The organism is Duganella sp. CY15W (assembly GCF_009857555.1).
GTDB lineage: Bacteria > Pseudomonadota > Gammaproteobacteria > Burkholderiales > Burkholderiaceae_D > Rugamonas > Rugamonas sacchari.
The window spans coordinates 853,722-873,607 of sequence record NZ_WWCQ01000002.1 but is presented as its reverse complement, the minus strand read 5'-3'; the positions used below and the strand labels follow the sequence as shown (position 1 = coordinate 873,607).

Annotated in this window: 16 protein-coding genes and 1 pseudogene; 12 read left to right on the top strand and 5 right to left on the bottom strand. The window is 57.4% G+C overall.

Translation table 11 applies throughout. The features are described 5' to 3' along the window. The first annotated feature begins 97 nt into the window (after positions 1-97). The 4 genes from GTP58_RS13405 (at position 98) to GTP58_RS13390 (ending at position 6,118) form a co-directional block, all read left to right on the top strand. On the top strand, positions 98-1,150 hold the full coding sequence (locus tag GTP58_RS13405; protein WP_161077872.1) for a sensor histidine kinase: 1,053 nt from the start codon (positions 98-100) through the stop codon (positions 1,148-1,150). Further along, on the top strand, positions 1,147-1,893 hold the full coding sequence (locus GTP58_RS13400; protein ID WP_161077871.1) for a LytTR family DNA-binding domain-containing protein: 747 nt from the start codon (positions 1,147-1,149) through the stop codon (positions 1,891-1,893). The genes GTP58_RS13405 and GTP58_RS13400 overlap by 4 nt, the downstream gene beginning before the upstream one ends. A gap of 89 nt (positions 1,894-1,982) precedes the next feature. Further along, the gene (locus tag GTP58_RS13395) at positions 1,983-4,988 is read left to right on the top strand and encodes a chemotaxis protein CheB (protein WP_255490695.1); all 3,006 of its coding nucleotides are present in this window, start codon (positions 1,983-1,985) and stop codon (positions 4,986-4,988) included. A 182-nt stretch (positions 4,989-5,170) separates the two neighbouring features. Then, positions 5,171-6,118 (top strand): hypothetical protein, encoded by a 948-nt coding sequence (locus GTP58_RS13390; protein ID WP_161077869.1) that lies wholly within the window; start codon positions 5,171-5,173, stop codon positions 6,116-6,118. Positions 6,119-6,129: 11 nt separating this feature from the next. Here the strand turns inward: GTP58_RS13390 and GTP58_RS13385 are convergent, their stop codons facing one another. Genes GTP58_RS13385 through GTP58_RS13375 form a run of 3 tightly spaced genes read right to left on the bottom strand, consistent with a single transcriptional unit; the run spans position 6,130 to position 10,375 of the window. Then, a complete protein-coding gene (locus GTP58_RS13385) occupies positions 6,130-8,199 on the bottom strand; it encodes a TonB-dependent receptor (RefSeq protein ID WP_161077868.1) in 2,070 nt (689 codons plus the stop codon). Beyond that, positions 8,199-9,992, bottom strand: coding sequence for a class D beta-lactamase (blaOXA, locus tag GTP58_RS13380; RefSeq protein ID WP_161077867.1), 1,794 nt, complete (start codon positions 9,990-9,992; stop codon positions 8,199-8,201). The genes GTP58_RS13385 and blaOXA overlap by 1 nt, the downstream gene beginning before the upstream one ends. Next, complete coding sequence (locus GTP58_RS13375) at positions 9,989-10,375, bottom strand: BlaI/MecI/CopY family transcriptional regulator (RefSeq protein WP_072783044.1); 387 nt, start codon at positions 10,373-10,375, stop codon at positions 9,989-9,991. Before GTP58_RS13375 ends, blaOXA begins: the two co-directional genes overlap by 4 nt. 227 nt (positions 10,376-10,602) lie before the next feature. Between GTP58_RS13375 and GTP58_RS13370 the strand changes: the two genes are divergently transcribed. Then, complete coding sequence (locus GTP58_RS13370; protein ID WP_161077866.1) at positions 10,603-11,535, top strand: hypothetical protein; 933 nt, start codon at positions 10,603-10,605, stop codon at positions 11,533-11,535. A 31-nt stretch (positions 11,536-11,566) separates the two neighbouring features. Here GTP58_RS13370 and GTP58_RS13365 read toward each other — a convergent pair whose 3' ends face one another. After that, positions 11,567-12,358: a hypothetical protein gene (locus tag GTP58_RS13365; RefSeq protein ID WP_161077865.1), complete on the bottom strand. Its 792-nt coding sequence runs from the start codon at positions 12,356-12,358 to the stop codon at positions 11,567-11,569. A gap of 190 nt (positions 12,359-12,548) precedes the next feature. On the opposite strand from GTP58_RS13365, the pseudogene GTP58_RS13360 reads away from it, so the two are divergent. Next, positions 12,549-12,782, top strand: a pseudogene (locus tag GTP58_RS13360) (integrase core domain-containing protein); the annotation flags it as partial. A gap of 150 nt (positions 12,783-12,932) precedes the next feature. Continuing rightward, complete coding sequence (locus GTP58_RS13355; protein ID WP_161077863.1) at positions 12,933-13,451, top strand: GNAT family N-acetyltransferase; 519 nt, start codon at positions 12,933-12,935, stop codon at positions 13,449-13,451. Between the two features lie 349 nt (positions 13,452-13,800). On the opposite strand, the gene GTP58_RS13350 is transcribed toward GTP58_RS13355, so the two are convergent. After that, the gene (locus GTP58_RS13350; protein ID WP_161077862.1) at positions 13,801-14,739 is read right to left on the bottom strand and encodes a LysR family transcriptional regulator; all 939 of its coding nucleotides are present in this window, start codon (positions 14,737-14,739) and stop codon (positions 13,801-13,803) included. A gap of 137 nt (positions 14,740-14,876) precedes the next feature. Here GTP58_RS13350 and GTP58_RS13345 point away from each other — a divergent pair, with 137 nt between their 5' ends. From GTP58_RS13345 to GTP58_RS13325, 5 genes are all read left to right on the top strand, one after another. Then, positions 14,877-15,227 (top strand): putative quinol monooxygenase, encoded by a 351-nt coding sequence (locus GTP58_RS13345; protein ID WP_161077861.1) that lies wholly within the window; start codon positions 14,877-14,879, stop codon positions 15,225-15,227. A gap of 113 nt (positions 15,228-15,340) precedes the next feature. After that, positions 15,341-15,955: a glutathione transferase GstA gene (gene gstA / locus GTP58_RS13340; RefSeq protein ID WP_161077860.1), complete on the top strand. Its 615-nt coding sequence runs from the start codon at positions 15,341-15,343 to the stop codon at positions 15,953-15,955. A gap of 211 nt (positions 15,956-16,166) precedes the next feature. Then, positions 16,167-16,685, top strand: coding sequence for a putative quinol monooxygenase (locus tag GTP58_RS13335; RefSeq protein WP_161077859.1), 519 nt, complete (start codon positions 16,167-16,169; stop codon positions 16,683-16,685). A 284-nt stretch (positions 16,686-16,969) separates the two neighbouring features. After that, on the top strand, positions 16,970-17,692 hold the full coding sequence (locus tag GTP58_RS13330) for a TnsA endonuclease N-terminal domain-containing protein (RefSeq protein WP_161077858.1): 723 nt from the start codon (positions 16,970-16,972) through the stop codon (positions 17,690-17,692). After that, entirely contained in the window at positions 17,685-19,865 is a 2,181-nt protein-coding gene (locus tag GTP58_RS13325) for a DDE-type integrase/transposase/recombinase (protein ID WP_161077857.1), read from the top strand. Before GTP58_RS13330 ends, GTP58_RS13325 begins: the two co-directional genes overlap by 8 nt. Positions 19,866-19,886: the final 21 nt, after the last annotated feature.

Genomic DNA, 19,886 nt, shown 5'->3' with positions numbered 1-19,886 from the left:
GCCGTGGCCGCTGTCTGCAAGACAGCGCCGCCAGCGGTGCGACGAAGCACGGTTTTCGGGGCTTGAACGACGGTCGCATTGCGGTTATCGTGGCCGCATGAGTTCCGCATCCCTCACTACCTTGCTGCCCACCAAACGACAGGCGCTGATCGTCGCGACGGTCGTGCTGCTGCTGTCATGGCTGCTGCATCTGCTGACGCGCACGCCGTTTTCCATCGTCATCAGCCGCGTCGGGTTTGTCGGCATTTGCCTGCTGCTGGCGTATTCCGCCGCCGCGCCCTTGCGTCCGGCGTGGCTGTCGCGCAGCGCGGCCCGCCTGCTGGCCATCGCACTGATGGCACCGCTGGCATCGCTGACCACGGCCTTCCTGGCACAGGGCGCCAACGTACTCAACTACCTGAGCGAAACCCAGACGCTGACCGGCCATATCTTCATGGCCATCGTCGGGCTGGTGTTTGGCCTGGTGATGTCGCTGGTTGCCATGCGCAGCGAACGCAGGCACGCCGAGCGCGCCGACCGTCTGCAAGCGGAACTGGAAAAAAACCGGCTGGAACGCGAGCTGCTGGATGCCCGCCTGCGCCTGCTGCAATCGCAGATCGAACCGCATTTTCTGTTCAACACGCTGGCCAACGTCGAGGCACTGGTGGCCTCGGGTTCCAGCAACGCCGGGCCGGTGCTGCGGCATCTGATCGCCTACCTGCGCGCGGCCATGCCACGCCTCAACGACAGCGACGCCACACTGCAAACCGAGCTGCAACTGGTACGCACCTACCTGGAACTGATGCACTTGCGGATGCCGGACCGGCTGCACTTCAACGTCGCCAGCCTGCCTGAGCTGGCCACCATGCGCTTCCCCGCGATGGCGCTGCTGACGCTGGTGGAAAACGCCGTCAAGCATGGCATTGATCCCAGCATGACGGGCGGCAGCATCGAGGTCAACGGCAGGCGCGGCATCGACGGCAAGGTCGTGCTGTGGGTCAGCGACACCGGCGCCGGCATGGCGGAAACCGCGCAGCCCGGCACCGGCCTGTCCAATCTGCGCCTGCGGCTGCAAGGGTTTTACGGCGCCGACGCCCACCTCGATCTGCATGAACAAACGCCCCATGGGGTGCGCGTCGAACTGCACTTTACTCCGGAAAAAACCGCATGAAACCTGTCACTGCACTGATCGCCGACGACGAGCCGCTGCTGCGCGAACGCCTGCGCAGCCACCTCGCACAATTGTGGCCGGAACTACAGCTGGTCGCCGATGCGCGCAACGGCCCGGAAACCCTGGAACTGTTCGACCAGCACCAGCCCGACATCGTCTTCCTCGACATCCACATGCCGGGCATGAACGGCATCGACGCCGCGCGCGCCATGGGGCGGCGTGCGCACATCGTGTTCGTCACGGCCTACGAGCAGTACGCCGTGCAGGCGTTCGAGCAGGGCGCCATCGACTACCTCATCAAGCCCATCGACAGCGCGCGCCTGGCCGACACGGTGCAGCGCCTGCGCACCCGCAACCAGGCCAGCGGTGCATTGGACGCGGTGCTGCAGCAGCTGGCACAGCACGTGCCGCCCCGCGCCTGGCTGCAGTGGATCAAGGCCTCGGTCGGCAACAGCGTACGCCTGATTCCCGTCGATCAGGTGCACTTCCTGCGCGCCGAAGAAAAATACACGCTGGTCGCCTGGGAGGAGGGTGAAGCGCTGATACGCAAAACCATCCGCGAACTCAGCGAGGAACTCGACCCAGCGCGCTTTGTGCAAACCCACCGCGCGGTCATCGTCAACCTGGCCTGCGTGCGCGAGGTGGTACGCGGCCTCAACGAAACCGCCGAGCTGCATCTGCGTGGACGAGCGGAAACCCTGCCCGTCAGCCGCAACTACCTGCACCATTTCCGCCAGATGTAAGTTCCCCCGGTGTGAGGCGGCAAATCAAATTTGCCAGTTGCCCATTTAGCGCGCATGATGGATAGCTTACCCCTTCACGGAAGCCCGCTATGCCTCCACTGGTTGCGCTCGGCGGCTCCGCCGGAAGTCTGGACGCGCTCATGCAATTCTTTGAACTGCTGCCGCACGATAGCGGCATGGCGTTCATTGTGGTGGTGCATCTGGCTGCCAAGGAGGAAAGCCTGCTGCCGGAATTGCTGCAGCGGCGCTGCGGCTTGCCCGTGATGCGCGCAAAGAACCGCCAGCTTATCGAACCCAACCATGTGTATGTGATTACGCCTGGACGCAAGCTGACCCAGCGCGGCAGCCGGCTGCAGGTCACCTCGCAACATGACCGCGTGGCCGTGATTGATATGCTGTTTGCTTCAATCTCAGTGTCGGCGCAAGGCCCCATCGCCGGTATTTTGCTGTCCGGTGCGGATGCCGACGGCGCTGCCGGACTGCAGCAGATCAGCGATGCCGGCGGCCTGGTGCTGGTGCAAGACCCGGAAGAAGCCACGCAAAGCACCATGCCGTGCGCGGCCATCGCCACCGGTTGTGTGCACGCCGTGTTGCGCGTGGCAGAGATGCCGGCACGGCTGTTCGCCCACTTCCAGCTCAGTGCGGTACTGCGCCAACCATCGCCGCCGCTCGCGCTGGAAGGCAACCACACGGCCAGGCTGACCACCAGGGAGGCGGCACTGGTGCGCGACGTGGTCCAGTGCCTGCACCAGCGCACCGGCCATGATTTTTCCTGTTTTCGACAGAACATCGTGCTGCGGCACCTGCGCCGGCGGATCGCGCTGACCGACATGAAAAACGACGCCAGCTACCTGGCCCTGATGGCGGCGGACGCGGCCGAACCGGCGGCGCTGGTGCGCGAACTGCTGGTGTCGGTGACCGGATTTTTCCGCGACGCCGACGCCTTTGCGGCACTGGCCAGCCATCTGCCCCAGCTGTTCGAGGGCAAGGGCGAAATGGATTTTCTGCGCGTCTGGGTGCCCGCCTGCGCCACCGGCGAAGAAGCGTATTCCATCGCTATCCTGCTACTGGAATACGCACAGACCTTGCCGCACCCGCCCGGCATTCAGGTATTTGGCAGCGACCTGGATACGGCCGCGATTGAAACAGCGCGCAGCGGATGCTACCGGGCCAGCGTCGCCGAGACCGTGGGCGTGCAGCGCCTGAACCGCTTCTTTCACCAGGAAGTCAACTGCTACCGCGTGCAGCGTGAGCTGCGCCAGATCGTGCTGTTTGCCGAACATGATGTGGTGCGCGATCCACCGTTCAGCCACATTGACCTGATCTGCTGCCGCAATCTGTTCATCTATCTCAACCGCGACGCGCAACGACACATGATCGAGGTGTTTAATTTTTCGCTGGAACAGCACGGCCTGCTGTTCCTCGGACTGGCCGAAGGTCTGCTGGGCGTCAGCAGCACCTTCCAGCCGCTGGACCGCAAATACCGCATCTACCGCCGCAACGCGCCACAGCAACCACAGCCGTCAAGAACCAACCATATCCAACGTTCGCTACTCATGGAGCAAAACGTACACGGCCAGGCCTTGCGCGTGAAAGAGGAAGCCCGGCTGCATCAGCTGCAGGCACAGCTGGCACTGCTGCAGCAACGCCTGCACGGCACGGAGCCGCAGCAGCCGCTGCAGCGCATCACCCAGGAACTGCATGCCACGCTGGAAGAGCTGGAAATCAACCGCCAGGAGCTGCGCTCGATGAACGCGGAACTGTCGGCCGTCAATCTGGAGCTGAGCGGGAAAATCGACGAGCTGGAGCAGAGCAATACCGACCTCAGCAACCTGATGAATGCAGCCGCGATTCCGATGGTGTTTCTGAACCGCGAGCTGAGAATCATGCGCTACACGCCGCGCGCGCTGGACCTGTTCCGGCTGATTCCAGCCGACGTCGGACGCGCGCTGAGCGATCTGCGCAATGATCTGGTGTATCCCGCGCTGCAGGACGACGTCCAGCAGCTGTTGAACGGCAGTGACGCGATCGAACGGGAAATCCGCACCCAATCAGGTTTGTGGCTGGTGGCGCGTGTCCTGCCGTATCACACCCAGCAGCAGCAGCTGGTGGGCGTGGTGCTGACTTTCTTTGACATCACGGAACGCAAGCGTTCGGAAGCGGCGCTGCTGTCATCGGAGGAAAAACTGCGCACCTTCATCAGCGCCACCTCTGAGATGGTGTATGAAATGAGCGCCGACTGGCTGGTCATGCGTTCGCTCAAAGGCAAGGATTTTATCGTCAGCACGGACACCCCGCGCAGCAACTGGATGGAAGCCTATATTCCGCAGGACGAACAGGCGCAGTTGTGGGCCGCGATCCATGCAGCGATTGCCACGCGTGCGCCGTTTGAACTGAAACACCGCATCGTCCGTCTCGACGGCACCAGCGGCTGGGTATTCACGCGCGCCATTCCACTGTGCGACGACCAGGGCGAAATCGTCAAATGGTTCGGCGCTGCCAGCGACATCACCGTACAGCGCCGCGCGGTCGATGACTTGCTGGAAAGCGCGGAGCGGCAAACCTTTCTGCTCAAGCTGGCGGACGGCCTGCGGCCGCTCAGCGATGCGGTGGAAATCCAAGTCGCCGCGGCCCGCATCCTGGGCGAAGAGCTAGGCGCGGACCGTGTGTATTTTGACGAGCTGCGCCGCCAGGAAGGCATCGGCATCATCCGTTCCGAATACATCCGCAGTGGCGGCCACAGCAATGCGGGTATGTACAGCTACGCTGATTTCAACGAGGCCATCCTGATGCTGGAAGCGGGCCTGACCTACAGCGTAGCCGATGTGGCGCTGTCGGACCTGCTGTGCGCGCGCAGCAAGGCCGCCTTTGCGGCGATGGACATTGCCTCAGTCATCGCGATCCCGCTACAGAAAGATGACGAATCGTACTGGTCGCTGGTGGTGGCGTCGGCAACGCCGCGCATCTGGACCGCACGCGAAACCGCGCTCCAGCGCGAGACCGTCGAACGCACCTGGGAAGCGGCCCAGCGCGCCCGCGCCGAAACCGCCCTGTGGGACGCGGTGCGCGAACACAAGGACCAGCAACTGACCTGATCGGCAGCCGGCAGGTGCAGCACTGACGGTTTGAAGCTCGGCGGTCCATAGTTGCCAGCCGCTTAGGGTGGTGAGCTAAAAATTAATTCCACAAGGAAACTTAATATATAATAATTATTATTCCTAATACTTTAATTTTTATGCGTCTGAAATCTGCTCTGCTTTCTCTTGGTCTTCTCGCTTTGTCCGCCTGCGGCGGTGGTGGTGGTGGTAGCGCTGGCGGCAACAATGCCGGTGTGGGGCCGGGGCCTGTCGTCTCCGGCAATATGGTATTCGTCGGCGATACCGGCAATTACAAACTGGCCGCCATCGATACGCTAACGCCCAAGCCTGGCGCGTTGAGCGCCAAAATTTTCACCAGTGATACCACCCAGTGGCTGGACGGCGCGTTTGACGGCGCCCGTGATGAGTTATATGTGGCCGCGCTGAACAAAATCGACGTGTACGCCAACGCAAGCAAACTGGATGGAACAATCAAACCTGCACGCACCATCAATCCCGATGTCAGCGGCCTGATTTTTGTGCAGCGTGTATTCCTGGACAAGGCCAACGACCGTCTCTACATCGGCATGAAGGCCAGACTCAATGGCGCCGTTGCCGTGTTTGAGCAAGCCAGCAAAATCAACGGCACCGTCACGCCGTCGCGCATCATTTCCGGCCCCATCTTTGGCAACAGCATTACGCTGGATTTTAAACGCAATGTGCTGTATGCCCTGCCTTTATGCTGCAGCAGCCCCACCGAGATCGGCGTGATGGAGCACATTGATACCGCCAGGGGCGAAACCCCGATCACGCGTAGGTTCGCGGTCCCAACTTATGTCAACAACCTTGCGCTGGATAGCAGCCGCGATCGTCTTTATCTGGTTGGCGATGGCAAAGTCCATATCCTGAACAGCGCAAGCACTGCCGTCGGCAGCCCAGCTGTCACATCGCTTGCCCTGCCGACGGCGAGGGGCATCCCGGTCCTCACGATCGACACCGCCAATGACCGTTTGTATACCGGCTCTGGCGCAACTGCGTTTGTACTGGATAACGCCAGTCAGCTGAATAACAGCAGCAATCTGGTGCAAGCGGTAGCGGTCATGGGCACGCCAACGACCAACATCTCTTTCTTCGCTGTGCCTCAGTAATCCAGCGCGCGTCACTCCAGCTTTTGGGTGACGCCCACGTAGAGACGGCGGGCGACGAAATGGTCGTAGCCAGCCTGGCGGAAGGTGCTGGCATGGGTGCGATAGCTGCGTTTGCTGCCGTCGAAAAGATCGTTGGCGTTGACGGTCAGACTCAGCGTCTTGCTCAACTGCCGTTGCCAGCTCAGGTTCACGCTGCTGCTGGCGCCATACCGGCCTAGCGGCGTGATGCCGGCCGACTGCACATGGGCATCGAGCGCCAGCTTATCCGAACCAAGCTGATAGCCGGCCCGGACATTGCCGTACGCGGCAAGGCCGCTCTGCCGCACCATGCCGGCCAGGTCGGGTGTGGACAACATCACGCGGTAGACGCCGCCGTCCACACCCGCACTCAGCGCCCCGCCGGGCTTCCAGTCAAGCGAACCGGTGACACCCGCAGAGCGCGCCCGGCCGCCATTCTGCCGGGTGGTCATCAGCACGTTGTCGGCAAAGCTGCGGGCGTCCGTCACCGTATCGCTGCTGGCGCGGTAGAAGGCGCCGAAGTTGCTGCTGACTTGCGGCCCTGCCGTATCCGCACTTATCTCCAGTGACGACAGGCGCTGCGGCCTCAGCAGAGGATTGCCACGGCTCAGATTTTGCGCATCGACATAGGTCGTGTAGGGACTGAGATCCAGCGCATCCGGCATTTGCAGGCTGCGGCGGTAGCTCAGTGTCACATCGGTTTTTTCGCTGTACGCATATTGCAGGTGCAGGCTGGGATTGAATGCCCGCCAGTGCTGCGTCTGCATCTGGCGCTGCGCCGGATGGACTTGCAGCCGCATCAACTCGGCACGCCCGCCGAGCAGCACTTCCCATTTTCCCTGGCGGATCTGTTGTGTCAGATATGCCGCACCGAGGCGGGTGTCCACCGTGTAGCCATTGGTGGTGTTGGGATCGGGCGTTTCGGCGCCGGTGAGCGGATCGACTGCGGCCTGATAGTTGGACAGATCGTCAATCTTGTCCTGGATATCCAGCCCCAGGCCCGACTGGCCGTGTTCGCCAGCACGGCTCCAGTCAAGCGTGGCCTGATTGAGACGGCGCGCCGACCTGGTCGTGCCACGGCTGTAGTCGGTGGCGCGCAGCGGTGCGATAAAGACGTCGCGGTAGGACTTGTCGATGAGGCCCGTGGTATCGCTGTGCTGAAGCATGGCCTTGAGCGCGGCGCCGCTGTCCTGGTGGTTGTAGCTGAGGCTGGCGCTGTGATCGCTTTGCTCGTTGGGGCCATTGGAGATGCGGTGATAAACGGTTTCAGCCGCTTCCGTGAGATTGTCGTTGAGCACGTCGAAAACCGGACGTGAGCGGCGTGTATTGCGCCGCGCTGACAGGCTGAGGCCGTCAGTCTCACTCAACACATAGTCGGCGCCCAATGCGGCGCTGGCGACGACACGATGGACAAACACTTCCGATGCCTGCCGCGTTTGTCCGGATTGACCGCTGACAGGGTTATGCCAGTCCACTGCGGACTGGCGGATTTTCAGCGTACCGTCATGGCGCAGGGCGGCGCTGCCATGCACGCTCAGCCGGTCCCGGGTCAGGTCGCCGTCCGCGCCCGCATTCCACAGTCCCTGGCTGCTTGTGCTTGCCCGCCACCGGGCGTGCGCGCCAGGCTTGCGGTTGCGCTTCATGACGATATTCAAAATCGCACCGCCATTGGCGTTGTAGGCGGCGGAGGGATTGGTGATGACTTCAATGCTGGCGATGTCGGCGCCGCTCATGGTCTGTAGCGCCAGCGCCCGCTCGTCGCCCGCGCCGGACGTGATGGCGGTTGGCTTGCCATTCACCAGCACCGTGACCTGGGAATTGCCTTTGACGGCAATGCTGCCATCGGCAGTCACCGACACTTCCGGCGTGGATTGCAGAACGTCCTGGGCGGTGCCGTTTTCCGCGCGCGGCATGTTGGAGACGTCATACACCGTTTTATCCGGCAGTTTGACGACCAGCGGTTTTTTTGCCGCGACCGTCACGCTGGTCGTTACCGGATCGTCTCCGGCATGGACCGCCGCTGGCAGCACGACCAGGCCGCACAACGCCAGCCGCGCACGCATCACAATACGCGTTGCGCCAGTTCGCGCAGGAAGGCGTCACGCGTCTGCCGGCCGGCATAGAGGTCAGCCTCGACCGGATGCTGCAACAGCCGGGCAAACACCACCGTGCGGCCATCTTTGACGGCCCAGCCGACGAACCAGCCGATATCCTGTGCCTGATCCTCACTGCCATCCGGCAGGCGCACGGCGGCCGTGCCGGTTTTACCGTAGACCTCCCAGCCATTCACCGGCTGATCGAGCTTGAGCAGGCGCGCCGTCATCTCGTATGCGTGCGCCGACAGGGGCAGACTGCGGTTCACCACCTTGCGCAGGAAGGCTGCCTGTTCCAGCGCGGAAATCCGCAGCGTCGGGCTGAGTTCGGAGAACGCCACCGCATCGTCCACGCCCGCCACGCTGGCGATGTCGCGGTTGCCGTATTCAAACGACTGCACATAGTTGCGCACGCTGCCGGCGCCCAGCTGCGACGTCACCTGCTGCGAGTACCAGACGATGGATTCGCGCAACCAGCCGGCCGGATCGGTGCCATGGCGCCAGGATGGATTGCTGGACGCATAGCTTTCCTGGTAGGGAAGGTAGGGCGCATGCTCATCGCGCAGCACGCCGCTGTCGAAGCCCATGAGGCTGATGGCGATTTTGAATGTCGAGGCCGGCGTGACGCGCTCGCCGCACGTTCCCTCGCGCACCAGCGAAGCGCCGTTGGCGGCATCCACCATCACCGTGCAATCCAGCGCCAGCGCCGCGCCGGCAGACGCGTCCTGCACCTCGGCGCTGCGCCAGCCCAGCGCCGGTTGCAACGCCACGCTAATCACGGCGACCGCCGTCAGGCTGGCCAACGCCAGCCAGCGCGGCCAGCGGCGACGCTCCGTAGTTGGCGTGCGAATCAGGCTGATGCGTGCCGCCAGCGTCGGTGCGTGGGCGCCTGCATCGCTGGCGCCAAAGGCCAGCGCCATATCGGCGGGGCGCAGTTGCAGTTTGAATTGCGCCACCAGGGCCGCCGCATAGGCTTTGCGCTCGGCGGGCGGACGGCCGCGCAGCACATCGCGGTCACAACCAAATTCCTGCGCCCAGCCCAGGCGCGCACGCAGCAGGCGCATGAAGGGATTGAACCAGAACAGGCTTTGCAAAGCGAATGCGGCCACGCTCCAGCACAGGTCATGACGGCGCCAGTGGGTCAGCTCGTGTTCGACGATTAACTGCTGTTGCAGGGGATCGAACGTGCGCAGATGGCGCGGCAGCAGCAGGCGCGGCTTGCGCAAGCCTTGCAGCATGGGCGAAATCGGCGCGGCGACTTCAATCACATCAGGCAGCGGCACATGCGCCGCGGCATCCAACGGACTGCCGCTGGCGGCCAGCGCCTCCAGCCAGCGCTGGGCACGGCGCCAGCGCCACACGGCATGGCCAAGGCCGAGCAGGTAAAGCAGCAGCCAGGCGCGCGCAGCATCGCGCAGCCAGGTATGCCAGGAGAAGGCCGGCGCGGCGGGCGTCAGGTCCGCCGCTGGCGTCACGGTGGTATTGGCTTGCGGCGATGCGGACGCCGCCGGCATAGGCGACGGCGCCTCCTCGTTCATCTCGATCACGGGCACTACCCGCAACCGTTGCGTGGTCGGCAGCAGCATGGCGGCAAACACCACCGCGACCGCGATCTGGCCCAGCAGCCACAGCGAACGCTGCTGGGCCAGTGCCGGCAGATATCTGCGGCACAGCAGGGCCACACCCCAGACCGCACCGCCGGCCGCCAGCGAACCCGCAGCAGCGAGCAGCAGGCGGACCAGGATGATATCGAAGCCGGTCATTGCTGAGATTCGTCCGCGTCGTCGGGCCAGTTCTGCAGCAATTGCTCGAGCTGGGTCAGTTCCTGCTCGTCCACCAGCTTGCTGCCGGTGAACATGGTGACTGGCAGCGGCGTATCCATCTCCATCACGCGCTTGCCGAAGTCGCGCGCAAACGCGGCCAGCGTGTCGACCTTTTCCAGCACGGCCTGGTAGACCTGGACGCCATGCACCAGGTGCTGGTTCACCATGCCTTTTTCCAGCATGCGTTCCAGCGTCTTGCGCGTCGATGAGTACGACCAGCCGAGTTCAGCCTCGACTTGCTGGTGGATTTCGCGCGCACTCAGCGGCTGCTGGCGCCATAAAGCCTTCAACAGGCTCAGTTCGGTAATGGAAGGGACGGACATGGATGACTCGGTATGTGACTATACTAGCAATGATGCGACAGCAGTCACACAGAGTCAATATGGCGGGAGAAAATAAGTTGAAGCCGCCGGTTTCTCCAGCGCCCCCAACAGCTTCACCAAGAGAGCGCAGATATCACCCTAGTCACAGCCCGTACACACCTCCTCTGACTTAGGATAAAGTTATCGTTACATACAGCTGTGCCTTTACTAAAAGCAGGTGAAAAAAAATGAATTCGGTTAATTCTCTTTCGGCAAACTTCATCAACGAAGGAAAGATTTCCACGAAGACGACGCCTAAAACCGGCGAAAACGCGGTCGATACGTCAGCAGCAGCAAAAGCCACCGCCACGCGTTCCGATAGCGTTACGCTCAGTGGCCAGGCCTTGATGCTCTCGCGTTTGTTTGGGGAGGATGCGTCCACTTACACCGGGCGGGTCGAAGCGAAGGAGAGTAATGTTACTTCCCTCAACCGGTATCTCACGACAGATGACCGGGAAATGCTGGCAAACATGTATGAATATGCCCAGAACAATGGCATAGATCTCAAGCATGTCGATGCATTGGCTGGCGACTTGGGCGGCTATCGAAAATTTGGCACCGCAACAGGATCTTCGGGACAGTACGATCTGGAGGGACATGCCCGTACCGTGTCGCAGTCCGCAGATAACCAGCAGATTATCGACAGAATCAAGGCCAGCGCTGCATTGTCCCAAACCACGATCGACCAGGGTTTTATCCAGTCCGAGATGGTCACCGGCGGTCATGCCGCGAACTATGCTTTCCTGGAACGCATGGTCAATGTCTTCTCGACGCAATCGCCTCAGGGCGCGGCTACCGCAGGAGCCAGCTCCGCCGCGCCGCTTGCCGCCTACAATGCGGATGCCAATAAGTTGGTAACCACCGTTTCAGACGACGTGCAACTCGTGGTTCCGGAGGCGGACTATGTCAGCGTCAATGGCGTCGGACACTGGCGTACACCTGAATTGGCGGCGGCCAACCAAAAGCCACCATCAGCAAACGGACAGCCGGATATTCAGGATCTGCTGTCCCTGCTGGATCGCCAAACGAAACAAAACAACGGCGTGAGCCAACTACCCGACAAAGTAAAAACCATCGTCGCGGACTGGTTAAATTCCTCCACGACGAACAAATCGTCATAAGCGTGAGATTAATTGGCATTGCGGCGCGATGTCATAACTGCTTTGACATGCTGGAGGAATCCAGCACTGGACGCAAAAACGACTTGGCTGCCGTGATCCAATCTTGTTCTGAACCTCCCAGAGCAACGGTGTCACGATAGTTAAAATCGCGTTTGATCTTTTCTTTTAATTCGGTGACATAATTTTTGGGATATTGAACTTGTTCCATTAATGGCAGCTGTTCATAATTATCCAAAATGTCCTGGAAATAATTGGTTAATTTTCCGGTCGTCTTGTATTCCTGGCCCATTTTTGCGACGGTCTGAATACGGAAATTCTCTTCTCGCCGATAAGATTCATGCCAGGCTGCCTGGCGTTCGTTAATCGTGAAGGTTCCGGATTCGTCATACGCAATAGTTGCCAGCTGATCGGATGACAAGTCCGCAAACGGATTAGGCTCGCTCCCCACATTGTCTTTGAAAGAGCCGTTGACAAAGGCCGTCGCTGCCTTGGCGCGCGCAAGCGATTCCGCATCGCTTGCCTTCGGGATTTCAAGGTCATTACGGACTTTCCATTGCTGGTAGCCCTGGCCGACGATCTGATCCACCATTGCCCGCGCCTTATCGCCTAACTGGCCAGCCGACAATCCTTTATTCTTCGCAGCCGAATATGCCGCTGCGGTGGCTAATTGCGTCGCCAGGCTGGATACGGATGAATTTGCCGGGGTTTCAGATGACACACTGGCGGATGCTGCGGCGTTTGTTTTGCCAGCATTGGTATCGGCGGAAACCTGCTTATCGCCTATGCCCGTTAAGCGATTGGTAGTAGCGGAACTGATAATCATCTTGTCTCCCGACGATGTGTTTCAATGGAGAAATATCATGGTAGCACAGCGTTATTTCTAAAACATATCGGATTGTCACGATTGAATTATTAACAGCATAATTTCCTACCGATCATTAATCGTGAAAAATATTTGCGGGTTTTTTTATAATCTATATTTTCCATTTCAAAACTTAATTGATGTGATGGACTACGCCAGCATGACGGAATTGATAGCCGGCCTGGCGCAGTATTTTGCGTTTTACAACGCTGATCGGCCGCATCAGTCGCTGGACTACCAGACGCCGCGCCTGGTCTACAGCGCCGGGGTTGGAGGAGGTGAGTTGATCGTCGACAGGTTCGGCGAGGAAGACGAGACGCCGCAGGAAAAGAGTAGTCCGGTACAGCGCCGAGCAGCTGAAGAAGCGGAAATGGGCACAGCGTAAATTAACTGGCAGAGTGTCTTGACTGACGGGTCCACTTTATGAACAGAGCTAATGTCAGGTATAAATTTATTTAAGTTGCCAGGTGGACAGTGACCGGATAAAGTTTATGAGTGAATAGAAATTCGCACCTTGAGCCACTGCGTACGGATCATGATTATTAACGCTTTTCCTTCAACGGTACATACAGCACGTTTAGTGTTGCGGCGCCCAGTGGTCACTGATGTAGATGCCTATTTCGATGTGTTTGGGGATGCCAAGGCAAACGCCACCAATCAGCGAGGATTTTGTCACGATCATGCTGCGGCCGTGGACGCAATAGCGTTCCATATTGGTAATTGGGATAAACGCGGCTTCGACATCTGGACTGTGTGTCATGGTGACGATCCATCTCTGATCATCGGCTTTGGCGGAATTGGATTGCGTTTCTTCGGCCAGCGCGAACGTCTGAACCTCGGTTACGGCATGCTCGTCAGTGCCTGGGGAAAGGGATATGCATCGGAGTTGTCCGACAACAGCGTGCGCGCTGCGAAGGCCGCCGGCTTCGAAGAACTGTGGGCGCGGGTGCAGCGTGAGAACGGAGCGTCGCGCAAAATTTTAGAGAATGTGGGACTTGCCTTCAAGGAGGAGGGTAGTGTTCCGGGGGAGCTTTGGTACAGGACCTTCCTTTAGGAAGGCAAAATAATGCTGACGAGCCTAGATCCAACGCAAACCGTTAGACGAACAACGGCAAGCACAAGAAATTCGTGCATGACATATGCTCGATAAGCTGTACTAGCTCATACTTGGTACACAAAATGCACGTGCCGAATAGTAACCTCAAATCCGCCATCAACAGCTCAGCACCGTGACTTTATTCCTCGACTCGGCCGAGCGGAGGGCGGCTAGAGATTAGCCATTTTCGATGCAAATTATGCGGCCAAGTGCGGCCGTTTCGATGAAAAATCAATCGCTTTAGCGTGTGACGTTGCTTGCGTGACTTAGCGGCGTCGGTCTTTTTCGACCGTTGACGACTACCAGTCTAAATGGTGGGTGGCGCATTTAAAATGTCGCTCTGGATGCCTCCCTGCCAAACGGACTTCAGCTGATCGACAAACCACCTCCCTGCAGGCCCCGGAGGTTGAGAAGGCAAATGACAAGCGGACATCGTCAACATATGGCCCGTTCGCGGCATGTCGTCCACATCCAAAACAACCAATGCTCCCTCGGCCAATTCTTTCTCGATCAGATGCGCTGGCATGCCTCCCCATCCGACGCCGTCCTTCAGGAACGCGAGCTTGGTCGACAAATCGCCCATACGCCAAGTAGTCGACGACGCGACTCCGAAATCCCGTCCCGCAGTGAGCTCCGACCGGTCGGTGAGCACGAGTTGAATGTGTTTCGCCAACTCCTCCTTGGGAATCCGATGATCGAAGCCCGCAAGCGGATGATCGGGTGCTGCGACGGCAATCAACGGCAACTCACCCAGCCGCTCGTTGACCAATGAAAGAAATGTCTGCGGTATCGGCGTGAGAATGCCTATGCTGCATCGGCCGTCGAGGACAGGTTGGTGGGCTGCCCCCATGGCCTCTACGAACAGGCGCAAGGGAGTCAACGGGAACTGAGTTGAGAAGGTTTTGGCGACGGCGCTGATGGCGGCCGTGGGAAAGAAAACGTCAATCACCACTGATAGTTCTGCCTCGACGCCCGATGACATAAGCTTCGCACGTGCCTTCATCGTATCCACACCGGCGACAATGTGGCGCGCGTCCGCGAGCAACAGAATACCTTCCGGTGTGAGCTTCGGGTATCGGTTTGAGCGATCGAAGAGCACCACCCCAATCTGGTCTTCCAGACCGCCTACCCATCCGCTGACGGCGGATTGGACGCGCCCGAGTTTTCGGGCCGCTGCGGAGAAGCTTCCTTCATCGACGGCAGCGATGAAAGTTCGAAGTTGATCTAACGAGACACCATCGAGCATGGGCTTCCTTCATCTCAAAAACAGATAGATTAGATCTCAATATACTGGCTTTTCAGATCCATCACAAGTCGGCATCATGCAAGCTCTGGCAACAGCCCACGCATCTGCGTCCATTGATTAACTAGATAGGAACAGACATGACAGAACAATCCACAAATGCCCCAGCCTCCCCGTCAACACCCGACGCGAACGCGTTTTTCATCAAATTCAAAGTCAAGCTTGGGAGGAATGCTGATTTCGAAAGGGCGATGGAAGACATGATTGCAGAAGTTCGCAAACAAGAGCCCGGCAATATTTATTGCGACCTGCTACGTTCGTCCCGAGACGCACAGACCTATTCGATTATGGAACGCTTCCTGGATTCCGAGGCAGTCAAAAGGCACGCCGAGAGTTCATACATCAAAAAACTGGGCGATATTTTCCAACAACGCGATGTGCTGGAGGGCGCTCCCGAAATCCAGGAATTGACCTACATTCAGCCGGAATAGCGATGGATGAATCGCAAACACAGCGTTGCAACAAACATAAAGTTATCGAAGCTCACTTTGGCGATAAATATGCCGATGATCCGCAAATTTCTTGTAATTAACTAGGACTGCAAATGAAACTCTTTTTCACTCCAGGTGCGTGCTCGCTGGCGCCGCACATCGTTCTTCGCGAACTCGATCTACCGTTTGTCCTCGAACACGTCGACCTCAAAACCAAAAAAACGTCTTCGGGTGCAGATTTTTTTTCAATCAACCCGAAAGGTTATGTGCCCGCACTACAGCTCGATGATGGTGAGATTCTCACAGAGGGGCCTTCCATCACCCAGTTTCTCGCAGATAAATATGCCCCAGGTAAACTCGCAGCGGCATCCGGATCGGTCGAACGCGCTCGACTCAACGCTCATCTAACATTTATTGGAACTGAGTTGCACAAGGGATTTAGCCCGCTATTTAATCCTTCGATTACCGCAGAAGCGCGCGCGACAGTGACAGCGAATCAGATTCGCAAGTTCGCCCTTATTGATCAAGTGCTAGCAAAATCGGGGGCTTATCTGACGGGGCAAAACTTCACTATCGCCGACGCCTATTTTTTCGTTGTTCAGAGTTGGGCCCCGATGCTAGGCGTCGACATAACTTCCATGTCGCACATCATGGCTTTTGCAATAAAAGTGGCGACAAGACCCACGGTGCTAGCCGCGTTAGAAGCAGAAAAGGCGAAGTTTGAGTAGCAGGATGGCGTAAGTTCCACGACACCAATAGTGTCCGCGCTAAGGGTGCAATCAAACGAAGCGACTTCGATAGTACAGCGTTTCGTCGCTGATCAGCAAAAAATCCGGTTGAGCATCAATATCGCCGTTCACAAGGTTCTATAAATACTCGGGAATTCCGGGCGCATTTCGCTCAAACATCAGCACATCACAATTCTTAATAAGACTGACTATGCCTAAATTATTCCAAGCCCAAGCTGTCCCTTGTCTCGGTCGTTTCATTTTTTCTCACCGCGCCCCCATCGCAACAGGCGAACAAAAGTCCTTGCTGACGCGCGCTGCTTGCCTCCTTGCTAGTTTGTCGATGACGACGGCAATCTATGCTCAAACGCCAAGCACGCTGCCGGTCGGTACGACGGCTGCGAGTGTGGCCGCTGAAACTGGATTTATCATCAAATTCAAGATCAAGCTAGGCAGGAATGCCGATTTCGAGCAGGCGATAGGCGAAGTGCTTGCCGCAGTTCGCAAGCATGAGCCAGGTAACGTCTATTGTGACCTGTTCCACCTCTCAAGCGATGAAACGCATGTGGCAGATCCTCAAACATATGTGATCATGGAGCGCTACAAAGACGCCTACTCGGCTAATAAGCATGCCGAGAGTGACTACCTGAAGAAGCTCCGCAGCAATCTTGCTGAACTACTGGATGGCCCTCCGACAGTCGAACCGCTCGCTCTCCTCCGCTCAAAATAACACAGCATGATTTGTGAGAACCCGGTTGCGACTGCAACCGGCCGCGATTCTAATTGCTCTCCCGCCAGCAGGTGTCCCAGACTTTAATTGCATGTCCCAACACTCGTGGATCGACAATTATCGCGGGAAATTTGGACAAAACGTGACTTGGCGGGAAAAATCCAAAAAAAACAATGGACTTGCCTATGGGCAATGTTTAGAATGCGACCATGCATTGGAGTCCTGATCCCTCTCTTTACCCTCGCTACCTTCAGAGCCGTATAAAAAAAGGTAAGGGAGTTGGCATGGGCAAAGACTATCGCCCCTGGCTCGCGAAGAACGAAGTGCCTTCCCAAGGTGACACGATTCACGTAAAAGGCATACTGATCCCCCGCCTTTTCACGTTTTTTTCCAGTCTTGAAGCGACTTACTTCTTTATGCTTGAACGGCAGAAGGCAGTTGTCGATATACGTGAACAGTTCCCAATCTTCCATCTCGCGAAGACCGAAGCTCTGTGTGCGGCACGAAACGTTCGGCCTATTCGAAAAAATGGGTATCCTGAGCCATTCACCATTGACTTCCTGATCACGGAACGGATTAACGGATCGGAAGTCGTGAGAGCAGCAAGTATCAAGACTGCCGAGGATGCTAAAAAAGCCGAGATCAAAGAGCGCTTAGCTATCGAGCTTCTATGGTGCCGGGAGCACGATATCGACTGGTATCTGGTTGATACGACTCGATTTACCAGAACATTGTTAGATAGTCTCCGGTTCATCCGGCGTTGGTATCAAGCCGGATACGCCACCAACGCAACATTAGAAGCCCGATTTGTCGACGCATTTCGGATGGCCTATCGCCCTAACAGCACGCTTTCAGAGCTTATCAACGTTGTGTCGCGACTTCTTCGGTTGCCGACCTTCGAAGCGCAAACCATCTTTCGATTTTGCGCCTGGAGCAAGGCCATAAATGTGGACATTGAGAAAGCACTCGCCTTAAATAGGCCCGTCTGCCTAATAGAAAATGACTAATTTCGTATTTGAAAAGATCGACAACGCCGTCGAGGCACCGGGCTTGGTGGTCCGTATAAGTGCCAGCCCCGCTTGCTATCTCCGAATCACACATGTCTTCCCTCAGGCAGTCTACGTAATTCGAGTTTCGACGCCACAAGCGGCTAGGGAAGCACGACGTCCCGTCAAAATGTCCTACCCGGAGGTGGAAAATTTGATTCAGCACGGTGCAGAGTGGGGACGCCTATCGATGCCAGACGTGTTTGCAAATTCTCCGGCTCCTGACACAGAGCTTGCGGCATCGTTAGATTCAGCTTGGAATATCGTCGGTCCTCTCGTGACCGCTATGGAACGAGAAGCAAATCTTGATAGAACGAATTTTCAACAGCTGATTACAGCACGTGCGGAGTCGTCGAATTGCACGACCACGACAGTACGACGATTGCTGATTCGATACTACTATTTTGGTCGCTCCAAGCTGGCCTTGTTGCCATTGATCGGTGGGCAGACGCCGAAGTCCGATCCGCTAACGCAAGCCGAGGCGCAAGATTCAAAGCGACGTGGCCCATCCTCCATATTGGCCAAGAAAAAATTTGGTAAGAATGGCTTTGTGGTGGGCGAAGACGACATCAATGACATGGTCTCGGCGCTGCGTTTCGAATTGCGCAAAGGGCCAACGCACTACACCGACGCTCACGAAAGCTATTTAGCGGGAGCTTTTGCGAAGCGGCACCCGCAGATTTATGCAGAACATCTCGCGAAAGATCGGGAGCTTCCAGTCTCATATCGACAATACTGCTATTACGTGCGGAAATACGCGGAGCTTGAAAGCGAACTTGCGGAAAATCTACGAAATAAGTCTTCCGCGCCGGAATCCGGCTCACTTCACGCTTCAGGGCCAGGGGTGTATGAGGCGGATGCGACGGGCGGACGACTATACCTAGTGTCCTCAGGTCCAAGACCAGTCATTCTAAGAGCTCCAACGATCTATTTAGTAATAGATCGTTGGAGCAGATATATTGTTTCTGCCTACATCTCAGTAAGCCCGCCGTCTTACGAGGAACTGCGTCAGGCGATGTTGATTGCGCTCACCTCACGGGAAGCAAGGTTCACGAATCTCGGCGTGAATATCGATGATCGGCGCTGGCCAGTTGGCAGAATCCCGTTTTTGTTAGTGACCGATCGCGGAAGCGAATTCATGTCCGTAAGCTTTGCACAAGCCGTCGCTAATGATATGAAAATTGATCTCCTGCATTTACCACCGGGTACTCCTGACGGCAAAGCGATCGTTGAGCGCTTTATCAGGGTACTTAAGCAACGGATGGCGAAGTCCGGCCTTAAGGGAACTTTTTCTGATCGAATTTCCGATCACAAGACTGAACAAGCCGCCAATAAGGCTCAGGCTGCGGCCATCAACACCTTACAAGAGGCTTACCGAGAACTAGTAGATATCGTGGTCGACCACAACAATCGTCCACATCGGACCCTCAAAAAATATAATGAGCTTGCTCATGCTGGCGTTCCGCCAACACCTTCAGCAGCTTATCAATGGGGGCTGAAAAATATCACCGGTAAGTCCAATACCTATCCTGACGAATATTACCGTCGTATCTTGCTGTCCTTTGATCGCGCAAGCCTATCAAGCGGCACGCTTCGATATCGCGGGATGGCATATGAGCCGTATAACGATGCGGCGAAGTCACTCGTGAGGAAGGTCGGGAACGGGCGTAAACAGTTTGACATACGACTCGATAAGCACGCACCGTTCGAATTATTAGTTCCAACGGTACGGGGAGAACCTGCTTTGTTTCAAATTATTTCTGGCTCAGGTGTCGATATAAAAGGCACTACGTTAGACGAAATTGACGCCTTTTCAGAATCAACGGCATTGCTTAATGCCGAAGCAGAAGCCGATAGTAGGATAACGAGGTTGGAAAAGAAATCGATGCCAATGAAGCGTCCTCTTCTGGCAGGAAAACGTGCGGAAATTCAGCAGGTTGGAAAGCAAGAGACAAACAAGGCAAGTGACGCAGAGACCACTCAAATGAAAAACCGTTTGTGGAGTCCAAGCTCGACGAAATCAGAACCACAACCTCAAGCGTCAGAGCATCGGACTAGAACATGGGAAGCAAACGACGACGATAGGAATCGACGAGACTCTGAGTTGATCAAAAAATTTATGGGATTGGAATGATGCGCAGTCAAGTGTCGATCA